The sequence below is a fragment of the Halomonas sp. HL-93 genome (assembly GCF_900086985.1).
Lineage (GTDB): Bacteria > Pseudomonadota > Gammaproteobacteria > Pseudomonadales > Halomonadaceae > Vreelandella.
This window is the reverse complement of record NZ_LT593974.1, coordinates 3,363,779-3,376,506: the sequence shown is the minus strand read 5'-3', so window position 1 is coordinate 3,376,506 and position 12,728 is coordinate 3,363,779. Positions and strand designations below refer to the sequence as shown.

General features: G+C 58.2%; 14 protein-coding genes. 5 read left to right on the top strand and 9 right to left on the bottom strand.

Annotated elements, in window-relative coordinates; all coding sequences use genetic code 11:
* Nucleotides 1-17 precede the first annotated feature (17 nt).
* Both GA0071314_RS15595 and ald read left to right on the top strand, forming a co-directional pair.
* Complete coding sequence (locus tag GA0071314_RS15595) at nt 18-452, top strand: acyl-CoA thioesterase (protein WP_074397499.1); 435 nt, start codon at nt 18-20, stop codon at nt 450-452.
* 166 nt (nt 453-618) lie between these two features.
* Complete coding sequence (gene ald / locus GA0071314_RS15590; RefSeq protein WP_074397498.1) at nt 619-1,737, top strand: alanine dehydrogenase; 1,119 nt, start codon at nt 619-621, stop codon at nt 1,735-1,737.
* A 25-nt stretch (nt 1,738-1,762) separates the two neighbouring features.
* Here ald and GA0071314_RS15585 read toward each other — a convergent pair whose 3' ends face one another.
* Nucleotides 1,763-2,011 carry a SlyX family protein gene (locus GA0071314_RS15585; protein ID WP_074397497.1) on the bottom strand — a complete coding sequence of 83 codons (249 nt, stop codon included), beginning with the start codon at nt 2,009-2,011 and terminating at the stop codon, nt 1,763-1,765.
* Nucleotides 2,012-2,122: 111 nt separating this feature from the next.
* On the opposite strand from GA0071314_RS15585, the gene GA0071314_RS19910 reads away from it, so the two are divergent.
* Nucleotides 2,123-2,659 (top strand): cold-shock protein, encoded by a 537-nt coding sequence (locus GA0071314_RS19910; RefSeq protein ID WP_074397496.1) that lies wholly within the window; start codon nt 2,123-2,125, stop codon nt 2,657-2,659.
* Nucleotides 2,660-2,736: 77 nt separating this feature from the next.
* Here GA0071314_RS19910 and GA0071314_RS15575 read toward each other — a convergent pair whose 3' ends face one another.
* The 8 genes from GA0071314_RS15575 to GA0071314_RS19560 all read right to left on the bottom strand — a co-directional run bounded on the left by GA0071314_RS15575 (nt 2,737) and on the right by GA0071314_RS19560 (nt 10,791).
* A complete protein-coding gene (locus tag GA0071314_RS15575; protein WP_074397495.1) occupies nt 2,737-3,126 on the bottom strand; it encodes a hypothetical protein in 390 nt (129 codons plus the stop codon).
* Nucleotides 3,123-4,295 (bottom strand): succinyl-diaminopimelate desuccinylase, encoded by a 1,173-nt coding sequence (gene dapE / locus GA0071314_RS15570; RefSeq protein WP_074397494.1) that lies wholly within the window; start codon nt 4,293-4,295, stop codon nt 3,123-3,125. The genes GA0071314_RS15575 and dapE overlap by 4 nt, the downstream gene beginning before the upstream one ends.
* Complete coding sequence (gene dapD, locus GA0071314_RS15565; RefSeq protein WP_074397493.1) at nt 4,282-5,307, bottom strand: 2,3,4,5-tetrahydropyridine-2,6-dicarboxylate N-succinyltransferase; 1,026 nt, start codon at nt 5,305-5,307, stop codon at nt 4,282-4,284. The genes dapE and dapD overlap by 14 nt, the downstream gene beginning before the upstream one ends.
* A 30-nt stretch (nt 5,308-5,337) precedes the next feature.
* The gene (locus GA0071314_RS15560; RefSeq protein WP_074397492.1) at nt 5,338-5,676 is read right to left on the bottom strand and encodes a Spx/MgsR family RNA polymerase-binding regulatory protein; all 339 of its coding nucleotides are present in this window, start codon (nt 5,674-5,676) and stop codon (nt 5,338-5,340) included.
* Between the two features lie 41 nt (nt 5,677-5,717).
* Nucleotides 5,718-6,914: a succinyldiaminopimelate transaminase gene (dapC, locus tag GA0071314_RS15555; protein ID WP_074397491.1), complete on the bottom strand. Its 1,197-nt coding sequence runs from the start codon at nt 6,912-6,914 to the stop codon at nt 5,718-5,720.
* A 112-nt stretch (nt 6,915-7,026) separates the two neighbouring features.
* Nucleotides 7,027-9,702 (bottom strand): [protein-PII] uridylyltransferase, encoded by a 2,676-nt coding sequence (locus GA0071314_RS15550; protein ID WP_074397490.1) that lies wholly within the window; start codon nt 9,700-9,702, stop codon nt 7,027-7,029.
* Nucleotides 9,702-10,493 carry a type I methionyl aminopeptidase gene (gene map / locus GA0071314_RS15545; RefSeq protein WP_074397489.1) on the bottom strand — a complete coding sequence of 264 codons (792 nt, stop codon included), beginning with the start codon at nt 10,491-10,493 and terminating at the stop codon, nt 9,702-9,704. Before map ends, GA0071314_RS15550 begins: the two co-directional genes overlap by 1 nt.
* A 160-nt stretch (nt 10,494-10,653) precedes the next feature.
* Nucleotides 10,654-10,791, bottom strand: coding sequence for a hypothetical protein (locus tag GA0071314_RS19560; protein ID WP_156524128.1), 138 nt, complete (start codon nt 10,789-10,791; stop codon nt 10,654-10,656).
* Nucleotides 10,792-10,845: 54 nt separating this feature from the next.
* Between GA0071314_RS19560 and rpsB the strand changes: the two genes are divergently transcribed.
* Entirely contained in the window at nt 10,846-11,601 is a 756-nt protein-coding gene (rpsB, locus tag GA0071314_RS15540; RefSeq protein WP_074397488.1) for a 30S ribosomal protein S2, read from the top strand.
* Between the two features lie 217 nt (nt 11,602-11,818).
* On the top strand, nt 11,819-12,688 hold the full coding sequence (gene tsf / locus GA0071314_RS15535) for a translation elongation factor Ts (protein WP_074397487.1): 870 nt from the start codon (nt 11,819-11,821) through the stop codon (nt 12,686-12,688).
* The last annotated feature ends 40 nt before the right edge of the window (nt 12,689-12,728 follow it).

Genomic DNA, 12,728 nt, shown 5'->3' with positions numbered 1-12,728 from the left:
GTAGAGGGGCCATAACAATGGAATGGGCGCTACCCGAGCCTTTTGTGATGGATATAGACGTGACGGATGAGGCCATCGACGCCTACCGGCACGTCAACAACAGCGAATATTTGCGCTGGGTTGAGCAAATCAGCTGGGCGCACTCGGAAGCGCTAGGGCTTTCGATTGAGCGCTACCGCGAGCTGGACCGGGCCATGGTGGTGCACCGTCACGAGCTGGACTATTTGGCCCCGGCCTACGCCGGGGATGAACTCGCGCTGGCCACCTGGATTGTGGCCTGCGACGGACGCTTCAGCTTAACCCGCCGCTTCCAGCTGCAACGCAAACACGACGCCAAAACCTTGCTCAAGGCGCGTACCCGCTTTGCCTGCATCGCGCTTTCCAGTGGGCGGCCTATGCGTCTGCCGGCTGAGTATCAGCGTGTTTACGGTGATGCGGTGGTTGATGAATAACGATGATTTTTTTGCCTAAAGCCGGTATTCGCTAGATTTTTCTCCTAAAAAACGCCTTAACCGGCGTTTTTTTTGTTTTGTGTTTCGAGGGGTGGAGGCGTGCAAAAGCTGTGCTGTAATAGCCTTAACGCTGACCCTTTGCTAGCGAAACAATCAGGAGCTATCTATGCGCATCGCTGTCCCTAAAGAGATCAAAAACCATGAATACCGGGTGGCCTTGACGCCCACCGGTGCGCGAGAATTAACCGGGCGTGGGCACCAGGTGACGGTTCAAGCGGGCGCGGGGGAAGGTGCCGGGTTTCATGACCGCGACTACGAAGCTGCCGGAGCGCACGTCGATGCGGACGTCGCGCTGTTGTGGCAAAACGCTGAGCTGATTCTAAAGGTCAAAGAGCCGCAGGCCGAGGAAGTCGCGCGGCTGACACCCCAGCATACGTTGTTTACCTACCTGCATTTGGCCGCCGAAGAAACGCTGACTCAGGGCCTAATGAAAAGCGGTGCGACCTGCATCGCCTACGAGACTATTACCGATGCGAAAGGTGGCCTGCCGCTGCTTGCGCCGATGAGTACCGTAGCGGGGCGCATGGCCGTGCAGGCGGGCGCACATAGTCTTGAGAAGGCTCAGGGCGGTGCTGGCGTGCTGTTGCCGGGTGTGCCCGGTGTGGCACCGGGGAAAGTCACCGTGATCGGTGGCGGTGTAGTCGGCGAAAATGCCGCACGTATGGCGCTGGGGCTCGGGGCAGAAGTCACCATTCTGGACAAATCCATCGCCCGGTTGGAGGTGCTGGATGACCGCTATCAAGGCCGCATCAAGACTGTTTACTCAACCGCCGATGCGTTAGACGAAGCGGCCAAAACGGCCGATATGATTATCGGCGCGGTGCTCATCCCAGGGGCAGCCGCGCCAAAACTGATTACCCGCGCCATGCTAGCGGATATGCAGCCCGGTAGCGTTCTAGTGGACGTGGCGATCGACCAGGGCGGCTGTTTCGAGACCAGCAGGCCCACCACTCACGCCGAGCCGACCTATATTGTCGACGGTATCGTTCATTACTGCGTGGCCAACATGCCGGGGGCCGTTGCGCGGACCTCTACCCTGGGGCTGACTAACGCTACGCTGCCATTCGTTCTCGACCTGGCCGATAAGGGTTGGCAGCAGGCGCTGCGCGACAACCCGCATTTCTTGCCGGGGCTCAATGTCCACGATGGCCAGGTCACCTACGCGGCGGTGGCCGAAGCGTTTAGTCTTGCCAGCGTTAACCCTGCCGAGGTGGTGAATCGGTAGAGTGCCGTTGTAATGACATTATTAATTAGTAGTGGGGCGGTATGTCGTCTTCCGGACGACTGCCGCCGGTGTCGTCACCGGCCTGGAGCTCTTGATGCTGTTCGCGCAGCCGCTCGCGCATCAGCGCACTCAGTTGCTCCAGCGTCGCTAGCCGACGTTCCTGCTGGGCGACCGCTTGATCCAGGGTATCGAGCCAATGTTCTTGATAAGCTAGGCGGCTCTCTAAAGATTCAAGCTGTTGAGTGAGCTCGGCGGGCGATAAAGAAGATGTCATGGTAACATTGCAACCTTGTGTAGTAGCTCGGTGCATCGAGTCGTCAAGACCTGATGAATTGAGTATTGTCCTTCTTCTGTTACCCATACAACAAGAGAGCTTTTTTTATCCATGAACCCAAAAGTTGTGTTTCGCAGTATCTTAATCAGTATTTTACTTGCCGCCCCCACGCCGCTACTGCTGGCGGGGATTATTCATTTAACCGACGCACCGCTGGCTGAGCAGTGGCTAGCCGAACTGGCCGTTACTGGGGCTGGAGGTGTTTACATTGCTGTTGCCATCGGCAGTTTTATTGTGCTGTGTATCGGTACGTTAGCCACTGCCGCGCTCGCGCCACCCGTAGTGGTATCACCCGATGTGGCGGTTCGTGGCAAGCCCGCACCGCGTCAGTCTCAAGCCCCTAATGCGGCCGATGATGAAGATATCATTGACCCCAACGACGGTCGTGAAGAGGGTGAAGTGAAGTGGTTTAATACGAATAAAGGCTACGGCTTTATTACCCGCGATAACGGTGACGATGTGTTTGTCCATTTCCGGGCAATTCGTGGCCGCGGTCCGCGCATGCTGGCGGAAGGCCAGATCGTCCGCTACCACGTGATTAAAAATGAGCGTGGTTTGCAGGCCGACGACGTGAGTATTATCGAGTAACTATAAGCCAGTGTGTTACTGGCTAGTGCGATCTCTTGACCCCGCCTCGTCGGGGTCAAGTCCGTTAGGCTACCCGGTTAACGACCAGAGTCCGGCCATTGTATGGGGCCTTCGCGGCCTCCGGGAAGCACTTGCCAGAAGCGGTCGGGGTCATCGCTTGGGTGCCAGCCGCCCAGCGAGCAGCGGATCTCGGTTTGCAGGGCTTCTGCCGCATGCTGAGCGGCTTCCTGATCGGTATGCCAGGGGCAATGGTTGCTGTCGAACCACAGACTGGCAAAGCCGTCGGCAGCGTTTTCCACCAGCAAAACCGGCACGCTGTGCCCCTCGTAACTACCTTGGGTACGCCATTTGGCTTTGCCTGCAGATGATAGCGGCGGGGCATCCAGGGTGCTGGCAAGCCAGTCATTCAGGGCTGGGAGGGAAGCATTGGCGAGATAAATCTCGATATCCGGATAACGCTCCATCATACGCTGACCTCGCCGGAGGTGAGCAGCGCTTGCAGCGTGGCTTCATAGATGCGGCTTAAATCATCCAGGTCGCTTGCACGTACGCGCTCGTTGACCTTGTGAATTGTGGCGTTGAGCGGACCTAGTTCGACCACCTGGGCACCCAATGTGGCGATAAACCGGCCATCCGAGGTGCCGCCGCTGGTGGAGAGCGCGGGACGCTCGCCGGTGACGGCTTCAACGCCGCGAATGGCGGCATCGACCAGCTCGCCTTCGGCAGTTAGAAATGGTTCGCCGTTGAGCATCCAGTCAATATGATACTCAAGGCCATGTTGGTCCAGAATCGCTTCGGTGCGTGTCTTCAAAGTCTCATGGGTGACTTCCGTGGAATAACGGAAATTGAATACCACTTCCACCTCGCCGGGAATGACGTTAGTGGCGCCGGTTCCCGCCCGAAAGTTGGAAATTTGGAAGCTGGTGGCCGGGAAGAAATCATTGCCGGCATCCCAGTGTTCATTGGCCAGCGCATTGAGTGCAGGCATCGCCTGATGAATCGGATTGCGCGCCAGATGCGGGTAGGCCACGTGGCCTTGCACGCCTTTGATATGCAGGACGCCACCCAGCGAGCCGCGCCGACCGTTTTTAATTGCATCACCCAGGCGTGCTGTGGAGGAAGGCTCACCCACGATGCAGTAGTCGAGGCGTTCATTACGCTCGCGTAAGTGCTCTACCACCGCGCGGGTACCGTCCACGGCGGGGCCTTCCTCATCGGAGGTGATCAAAAACGCAATGCGGCCATCGTGGTCGGGGTGAGTGGCAACAAATCGTTCAACGGCGGTGAGCATGGCGGCCAGGCTGCCTTTCATATCGGCTGCGCCGCGTCCGCATAGCATGCCCTCGTCATTGATGCAGGGCGCAAAGGGCGGGAATTCCCAGTTGGTGTGAGGGCCGCTGGGCACGACATCGGTGTGGCCTGCAAAGGCCAGCACCGGGCCGTGATGACCCCGGATTGCCCAGAAATTCTGCACATCGCCAAATGGTAGTTGCTCCACATGAAAGCCGAGCGCCGATAGGCGCTCGGTTATCAGCGCCTGGCAGCCTTCGTCGTCCGGCGTGACTGAGGCGCGGCTGAGCAGGTCAAAGGCAAGCTGCAGCGTCGGCGATAAACCCTCTGGCTCAGTTATGGGCATGCAGCGCCTCGTTGAGCGCGATAGCGCTTTTATTCGTCAGGCACTCAATACGACCGTTTTGTGAGTTACGGCGCAGCAGCAGGTCATCCTGGCCCGCCAGCTCGCGCGCGGCGACGGTTTTCACTTCCTGCCTATGGTCATCCAGCAGCGTCACTTTCGAGCCTGCCGTGATATATAGTCCAGCTTCCACCGTGCAGCGGTCGCCCAGCGGAATGCCAATGCCGGCGTTAGCTCCGATCAGGCAGCCTTCGCCGACTTTGATGACGATATTGCCACCGCCGGAGAGCGTTCCCATGGTGGAGCAGCCTCCGCCCAGGTCGGACCCTCTACCGACCATCACGCCAGCGGAGATGCGTCCTTCGATCATGCCCGGCCCTTCGGTGCCAGCATTGAAGTTGACGAAGCCTTCGTGCATCACCGTGGTGCCCTCGCCGAGATAGGCGCCCAAACGCACGCGTGCGGTGTCGCCAATGCGGATGCCATGGGGCACCACGTAATCGGTCATCTTGGGGAATTTGTCGACGCAGTCCACCGACAGGGTGCGGCCTGCCAAGCGTGCTTTGAGGCGACGCACGGGAAGCTCTTCAATGTCGATGGCGCCTTCGTTAGTCCAGGCGATGTTGCGTAGTAGACCGAACATGCCGGTCAAATCCAGCCCGTGAGGTTTGACTAGACGGTGGGAGAGCAGGTGCAGCTTGAGGTAGACCTCCGGCGCGGTTTGCGGTGGCTGGTCGGTTTCCAGGAACATGGCCACCAGCGGGCGCTGGCTGGCCGCGAAGGATTCCGCAAGCTCTGCTTGCTCGGGGTGACCTGCCGCTTCCAGGGCTTTGGCCAGGCGCGTGCAGTCTTCGGGTAAGAAGCTGATGGCGGCGTTGCTTGCGGGGGCGTCAAGGGCTTCCTTGGCGGCGCTTACCAGGCTTTCCGGCGGGTTGAGTAGCGGTGCTGGGTAGTAGATTTCCAGCCAGTCGCCCTGGGTGTTTTGGGTGCCAATTCCAAGCGCAAAGCTCAGCATATCTGCGTTCCTTTAGGTCAGTGTTCAGTCTTAGAGTTTGTCGTAATCGCCGTCTTTGTAGCCGACCAGAATGGTTTCGTCGTCGACTTCCAGCAGAGGGCGTTTTAACAGTGTGGGATGCTTCAAAAGCAACTTGCGGCCCGAGGAGGCGTCAAAATCCTTCTCTTCATCGGATAGCTCACGCCAGGTCTTGCTGCGTTTGTTGATCGCCTCGACCAGCGGGACGCGGTGCAGAATATGTTCCAAAAGCGCTGCCGATAGGCCGTCTTTACGCAGGTCATACGTTTTAAAAGGTATGCCTTTTTCGTCCAACGTTTTAGCCGCTTTGCGGCAAGTGTCGCAGTTGCTGATGATATAGAGTGTTAGCATATTGGGCCTCCTGGCAATGGCTGAATGGCCGCTTCAGCGCGTTAACCGCGTTCAACAAGTTGGCGCAGGCGTTCGGCGGCTTCAAGCGTCGGGGCGAGTTCTGCCACTAACGCTAAGCGTAGCCGACCACTACCGGGGTTGTGCCCGTCGCGACCTGGGCGGCCCATCAAGCTGCCGGGCAGTACGCTAACATGCTGCTCGACAAACAGCCGTTGGGTAAAGGCGATGTCGTCGCCACCCGGCACGGCGGGCCATAGGTAAAAGCTGGCCTCTGGAGTAGGAAAGTCCATCACCGGGGCGAGTACACGGGTGACTGCACTGAACTTTTCGCGGTAGGCCTCGCGGTTGGTGCGCACGTGGTGCTCATCCTGCCAGGCGGCGATGGAGGCGTGCTGCAGCGGCAGCGACATTGCACAGCCATGGTAAGTCCGGTAGCGCTTGAAGGGCGCTAGCAAGTCAGCATCGCCCGCCACAAAGCCCGAGCGTAGGCCCGGCAGGTTGGAGCGTTTGGAGAGCGAGTGAAAGACCACACAGCGATGGTAATCATCGCGGCCCAACTCGGCGCAGGCTTGCAGCAGCCCGGGGGGCGGTGCCGCCTCATCCAGATAAAGCTCGGAATAACATTCATCCGAGGCAATGATGAAGTCGTGCTCGTCGGCCAGCGCAATGAGTTGCTTGAATTCTGAGAGTGGTGTTACCGCGCCGGTAGGGTTGCCCGGTGAGCAAATAAATACGATTTGCACATCGCGCCAGGTGTCGGCGCTAATCGCTGCAAAATCTGGGCGAAAGCCGTTGTCGGCGGTGCAGTCGAGATACAACGGTTCGCCACCGGCCAGTAGCGTGGCGCCTTCGTATATCTGGTAGAACGGATTAGGCACCGCGACCTTGGCTGGGCGGGTGCGATCAAGTGCGGATTGAATAAAGGCAAAAATGGCTTCGCGAGTACCGTTAACCGGCAATACCTGACGCTCGCTATCCAGCCCGGCCAGCGAAAAGCGTTGGCTGGCCCAGGACGCGATGGTTTCGCGCAGGGCGGGAAGGCCATTGGTGGCCGGGTAGCGCGCCATATCGGCTTGGTGGGCGACAAGCGCGGCAAGTGCCCCGGCGTAGGGCGCGTGTTGCGGCTCGCCGATGGTTAGCGGAATGTGCGCAAGCGACGCAGGCGGGGTCAGGTCCGCTTTGAGCGCCGCGAGCTTTTCGAATGGATATGGGTGCAGGGCGTCGAGATCAGGGTTCATGAATATCCAGAACGCCGTGCTGGCGTGGTTGAAGGCGTCGTGTCGCGTAAGTAGCCGACGATTATAGGCAAGCGCCGCTGTCGGCTCAAATCCACCGGAGCGATGAGGGGGTTTAAACCCCCAGCACCTCAATCAAGCGTTCGCGCAGTTGTTGTTGGCGGTCGGGGTCGGTGAGCGGCTCGCCCGCCTTGGTGGTGATAAAGAACACGTCTTCAACGCGTTCGCCCAGGGTGGCGATTTTGGCCGCTGATAGGGCAATATCCTGCTCCATAAAGATGCGCCCGACGCGTGCCAAAAGCCCCGGCCGGTCCGGCGCGCTAAGCTCTAGCAGGGTGCGGGCGTTGGCGGGGTCCTGCTCAATCAATACCTCGGTGGCGACCCGGAAGTGCTTGAGCTGGCGCGGCGTGTGCCGAGTGACGATATTGGGGTAGTCGTCGGGGTCGTCCAACTCTTCCACCAGGTGCTGACGCATTTCTTCAATACGCGCTGAGTCGCGAATCGGCTGGCCCAGATTGTCCAGCACGATAAAGGTATTGAGCGTCCAGTCGTTGTTTGAGGTGGCAATGCGAGCGTCGTGAATCGACAACCCCAACTGCTCCATGGCGGCGGCGGTGGCCGCGAACAGGTCGTCTACCGAGCGGGTGTGGATAAACACCTTGGTGCCGCCTTCGGCCATATCGGCCGTGGGCGCGCTGATCAATACCAGCGGCAGTGGGGATGGCTGGTGGGCAAGAATCCCCTGGGTTTGCCAGACGATTTCGCTGGGTGCGTACTGTAGGAAATAGTCTTCGCCGAGCGATTCCCATAGCCGGTCAATATCAGCTTCATCAATGCCAATCGTTTGTAGCAGCGAGCGTGCTTCTGTGCGCGTTTCGCGCACCCAGTCGTCGCGGTCGGGTGGGTTCTTCAGCCCGCGCCGCAGGGCGCGTTTGGTTTCAGCGTGCAGCTGACGCAAAAGAGATGCCCGCCAGCCGTTCCAAAGCGTCGGGTTAGTGGCGTTGATATCGGCGACGGTCAAAACGTAAAGATAGTCCAGCCGTGTTTCGGTGCGCACCTCCATGGCAAAGTCACGAATCACGTCCGGGTCGCTGATGTCGCGTTTTTGGGCGGTCATTGACATCAATAGGTGATGCTCGACCAGCCAGCTCACGAGCTTGGTGTCGTGCTGGGGAACATGGTGGCGCTGGCAAAACTGTTCGACGTCGCGGGCGCCGATTTCTGAGTGGTCGCCGCCGCGCCCCTTGCCGATATCGTGAAACAGGCCCGTGATCCATAGCAGGTCCAATTTAGGCAGCTGCTGCATCAATGCAGCCGCGACCGGGAAGTCGTCTTTTGCGTCGGGTTTGCGGAAGCCGTGCAAAAACTTGAGCAGCCGCAGGGTGTGGGCATCCACGGTATAAATATGAAATAGATCATGCTGCATGAGGCCCACCGCGCGGCCAAACTCGGGGAGGTATTTGCCGAGGATGCCGTAGCGGTTCATGCGCCGCAGCTGGCGAGGTACGTTGCCCGGTGCGCGCATGATGGCCATAAACAGCCGTTGATGGCGCGGTTCGTCCCGGTAGTGATCATCGATTTGGTGACGATGGTCGCGAATTAGGCGGATGGTGTCGGCCCGTACGCCTTCGATTTCAGGGTGCTTGGCCATCAGTAAAAACAGTTCCAGCATGGCCGCTGGCTGTTCGCGAAACAGGTTGCGCGAACGCACCTGAATATAGCCGCCCTTGGTTTCAAAGCGCTCGTTGAGCTTGACCGTTTCCAGCGCCTCTTTGCCGCGTAAAATGACTTCATCGAAGTGCTGGAGCAGCATGTCGTTAAGGCCCGCAAGTGCGGTGACATGCCGGTAGTAGCGCTTCATAAATTGCTCAACCGCCAAGCGCTCGGGGGTATCGCGAAAGCCAAACATCTCGGCAATGGTGCGCTGGTGGTCAAACAGCAGGCGGTCTTCGGCGCGGTCGGTGAGCATGTGTAGCGCGTAGCGGACCTGCCATAAAAAGGCTTGGCCCTGACTTAAAATGCGCAGTTCGGCATCGTTCATAAAGCCGTTGGCGACGATGTCGGTGTACTGCTCGGTGCCGAAGTGGCGCTTGGCCACCCAGCCGATCATCTGGATGTCGCGCAGCCCGCCGGGAGAGCTTTTGAGGTTCGGCTCCAGGTGGTATTCGGAGTTGTTGTAACGGTAATGACGCGCAATCTGCTCCTGCCACTTGGCTTCGAAGAAACGGTCCGCGGGCCATATGTGCTCGGCGCTCAATCGCTCGCGCATCTGGTCGCGCAGCGATTCCGGGCCGGCAATCAGGCGCGATTCAAGCAGATTGGTGATCACCGTGACGTCGGCGGCCGCTTCGCGCTCGCAGTCATTAAGCGAGCGTACGCTGTGGCCGATTTCCAGGCCAATATCCCACAGGAAGGTAATAAAAGCAGTCAGCGGTTCCCGGTAGGGGCTGTCATCGTCGTGCTCAAGCAGTAATAGCAGGTCGATGTCCGAGTGCGGGTGCAGTTCGCCGCGGCCGTAACCGCCCACGGCGACCAGAGCAACGCTGTCGTCGGGCCAGTCGTGCTGTTCCCAGGCGATGGACAGCAACTGGTCTAAATACCAAGCGCGGCCGCGCACCAGGTCGCGAATATCGGCGCCGGCGCGAAATCGATCGTCCAAACGCGTCTGGATTTCCCCAAGCGCTGCTTTAAACGGCGCAATCGGCGAGCGTGAGCCGGCGAGCTCTGTGCGAAACAGCTCAAGATCAAACAGAGTGGTGTCCGGTTCAAACCGGTAGTGGTGGAGTAGCATCAGCGATCAAGAAAGCTGAAGTCTTCGTCGCTGCGTGCGGTCAGCACGTCAACGCCGGTGTCGGTGACCAATAGCGTGTGCTCCCACTGCGCCGACAGGCTGCGGTCTTTGGTGATCGCCGTCCAGCCGTCGCGCAACACCTTGGTTTTGTAGTCGCCAACGTTAATCATTGGCTCGATGGTGAAACACATGCCTGCTTCAAGGCTAATGTCAGCCCCCGGTGCGTAGCCGTCGTAATGCAGGAACTGGGGATCTTCGTGAAATTCAGCCCCGATCCCGTGGCCACAGAAGTCGCGGACGACGGAGTAACCGCTGGTTTCGGCGTGCTTTTGAATCACGCGGGCAAGTTCAGAAAGGCGCACGCCTGGCTTGACAAGCTCAATGCTTTTATACAGGCATTCCTGGGTAATGCGGCACAGCCGTTCGCCTTGAATAGTGTCGCCGATCACGAACATCACGCTGGAGTCACCGTGGTAGCCGTCGGCCGTCCGCACAGTGATATCTAAGTTCATGATGTCGCCTTTTTTGAGCTTTTTGGCGTCGTCGGGAATGCCATGACAAACCACGTGGTTGATCGACGTGCAGGTCGCTTTAGGGAAGCCGTGGTAGTTAAGGGGAGCAGGGGTGGAGCCTAGCTCGTTGACGATATACTCATGACACAACCGGTCGATTTCGCCGGTGCTGATGCCCGCCTGGACGTGGGGGGTGATCATCTCGATGACGCTGGCCGCCTGGCGACCAGCGTTGCGCATTTTGTCGATTTCAGAAGGCGTTTTAATGGGAACGTTCATGGATTCTCGATGTTGACTCAGAATGGCAAGTTGAGCGGCAATAAAAGGCCCGCTGAACGGATGACGGCTTCATCTTAACGATGATCTATGGTATAAAGCCGCGCGCTTTCCTGCAATCGTCATCCGCTGCAATCTTCAGGTTGTCGAGGTTGAAGAAGCATCAAAGCGTTATCACGGCACCGCAGGCATTGCGCCGCTTACGGGCGGGTAACCTTGCGGTATTGAACAGCAAGCCTTGAAAACACACATGCACCGGCACATGGTCCCGGGTGCCGCTGGCAGCGTCTAACGCTGTCAATGGTCGGATCCATGGGGTGCGTGGAGGCCTAACCCGAGTTTCAGGAGTTTTACCATGTCTCACGTTAATATGCGTGACCTGCTCAAAGCAGGCGCTCACTTCGGCCACCAGACCAAGTACTGGAATCCGAAGATGGGCAAGTTTATCTTCGGCGCGCGCAACAAGATTCACATCATCAACCTTGAGCACACACTGCCGGCGCTTAATGAAGCGATCGACGTGGTCGAGAAGATGGCGGCATCCAACAACAAAATTTTGTTTGTTGGCACCAAGCGCAGCGCTAGCAAGATTATTAAAGAAGAAGCCAATCGCGTTAGCCAGCCGTTCGTCAACCATCGCTGGTTGGGTGGCATGCTGACCAACTTCAAGACCATTCGTCAGTCCATCAAGCGTCTGCGTGAGCTAGAAACCATGCGCGAAGACGGCACGTTCGAAAAGCTGACTAAGAAAGAAGTCTTGATGGCGACGCGTGAGCAGGACAAGCTTGAGCGCTCTATTGGTGGTATCAAGAACATGGGCGGCCTGCCGGATGCCATGTTCGTGATTGACGTTGACCACGAGCGTATCGCGATCAACGAAGCCAACAAGCTGGGCATTCCGGTTATCGGCGTGGTGGATACCAACTCCAACCCCGATGGCGTTGATTACGTGATTCCAGGCAACGATGATTCCATCCGCGCTATCCAGATTTACGTAAAAGCGATTGCCGATGCCTGTGGTCGTTCTAAAGAAGGTCGCCCCGACGAGTTTGTCGAAGTGACAGAAACTGAAGAAGCCGCTGACGCCGACAGCAGCGCTGCCGCCGAGTAAGCCGGTGGCCGATGCGGTATCGTTGCTGGTGCCGTATCACTTAAGAGGGGGCCTGGGCCCCCTTTTTCCCGCTTTGGGTGAATGCTTGGAGTGGGCAGTCTTGGGCCGACATCAACGTTGGCAGCGCCATGCAGAGTGAGATAATTCGGTCATTTACCGTCGTTATGCTCTGTAGGTGTTTAACTCTCAGCTAGAACCATTTCAGAGGTGAAATCTCATGGCAGCTATCAGCGCCTCTCAGGTTAAAGAACTTCGCGAACGTACCGGCTTGGGCATGATGGAGTGTAAAAAAGCACTCACCGAAGCAGGTGGTGACATCGAGGTTGCGATCGAAAACCTGCGTAAGAGCTCGGGCCTAAAAGCCGCGAAAAAAGCCGGCCGCACCGCTGCGGAAGGTGCCGTCGTGACCCGCGTTGCCGACAACGGCAGCTACGGCGTCATGGTGGAAATCAACTCCGAGACCGACTTTGTGGCTCGCGATGACAACTTCATTGCGTTTGCCGACAAAATTGCCGACGCCTTCTTCGCCGCTAAAAGCGAAGACGTTGCCGCTGTGATGGCCGGCGATCTTGAGACCGCTCGTGAGCAGTTGGTACAGAAAATCGGCGAGAACATTGGCGTGCGTCGTGCGGTTGTCGTCGATGCCGCTGACGGTGGCACGGTTGGTGAGTACGTTCATGGTGGCCGTATTGGCGTGTTGACCGTTCTTAAGGGTGGCGATGCCGAGGTGGCAAAGGATGTTGCCATGCACGTAGCCGCCATCAATCCTTCGGTTGCCCATCCGGAAAACATGCCCCAGGAAGAGCTGGATAAAGAAAAAGCGATTATCCTGGCGCAGCCTGATATGGCCGGTAAACCGGAACAGATCGCTGAAAAAATGGTGCAGGGCCGCCTCAAGAAGTACCTTGCCGAAAACAGCCTGACCGAGCAGCCATTCGTCAAAGACCCCAACCAGACGGTTGCCGAGTTTGTAAAAGCGGCCGGTGGCGAGGTGGTTGGTTTTACTCGCTTTGAAGTGGGCGAAGGCATCGAGAAAGAAGAAGTCGACTTCGCTAAAGAAGTTATGGAACAGGCTGGCCGTCACTAAGGTCAGAGATTCCAGCTGTAGGTTGGCGTGCGCGCAAGCG

What these genes read in the sequence shown, in the direction of transcription:
- GA0071314_RS15595 (WP_074397499.1), top strand. Translation starts at nt 18, where the DNA reads ATGGAATGGGCGCTACCCGAGCCTTTTGTGATGGATATAGACGTGACG.
- ald (WP_074397498.1), top strand. Translation starts at nt 619, where the DNA reads ATGCGCATCGCTGTCCCTAAAGAGATCAAAAACCATGAATACCGGGTG.
- GA0071314_RS15585 (WP_074397497.1), bottom strand. Translation starts at nt 2,011, where the DNA reads ATGACATCTTCTTTATCGCCCGCCGAGCTCACTCAACAGCTTGAATCT.
- GA0071314_RS19910 (WP_074397496.1), top strand. Translation starts at nt 2,123, where the DNA reads ATGAACCCAAAAGTTGTGTTTCGCAGTATCTTAATCAGTATTTTACTT.
- GA0071314_RS15575 (WP_074397495.1), bottom strand. Translation starts at nt 3,126, where the DNA reads ATGATGGAGCGTTATCCGGATATCGAGATTTATCTCGCCAATGCTTCC.
- dapE (WP_074397494.1), bottom strand. Translation starts at nt 4,295, where the DNA reads ATGCCCATAACTGAGCCAGAGGGTTTATCGCCGACGCTGCAGCTTGCC.
- dapD (WP_074397493.1), bottom strand. Translation starts at nt 5,307, where the DNA reads ATGCTGAGCTTTGCGCTTGGAATTGGCACCCAAAACACCCAGGGCGAC.
- GA0071314_RS15560 (WP_074397492.1), bottom strand. Translation starts at nt 5,676, where the DNA reads ATGCTAACACTCTATATCATCAGCAACTGCGACACTTGCCGCAAAGCG.
- dapC (WP_074397491.1), bottom strand. Translation starts at nt 6,914, where the DNA reads ATGAACCCTGATCTCGACGCCCTGCACCCATATCCATTCGAAAAGCTC.
- GA0071314_RS15550 (WP_074397490.1), bottom strand. Translation starts at nt 9,702, where the DNA reads ATGCTACTCCACCACTACCGGTTTGAACCGGACACCACTCTGTTTGAT.
- map (WP_074397489.1), bottom strand. Translation starts at nt 10,493, where the DNA reads ATGAACGTTCCCATTAAAACGCCTTCTGAAATCGACAAAATGCGCAAC.
- rpsB (WP_074397488.1), top strand. Translation starts at nt 10,846, where the DNA reads ATGTCTCACGTTAATATGCGTGACCTGCTCAAAGCAGGCGCTCACTTC.
- tsf (WP_074397487.1), top strand. Translation starts at nt 11,819, where the DNA reads ATGGCAGCTATCAGCGCCTCTCAGGTTAAAGAACTTCGCGAACGTACC.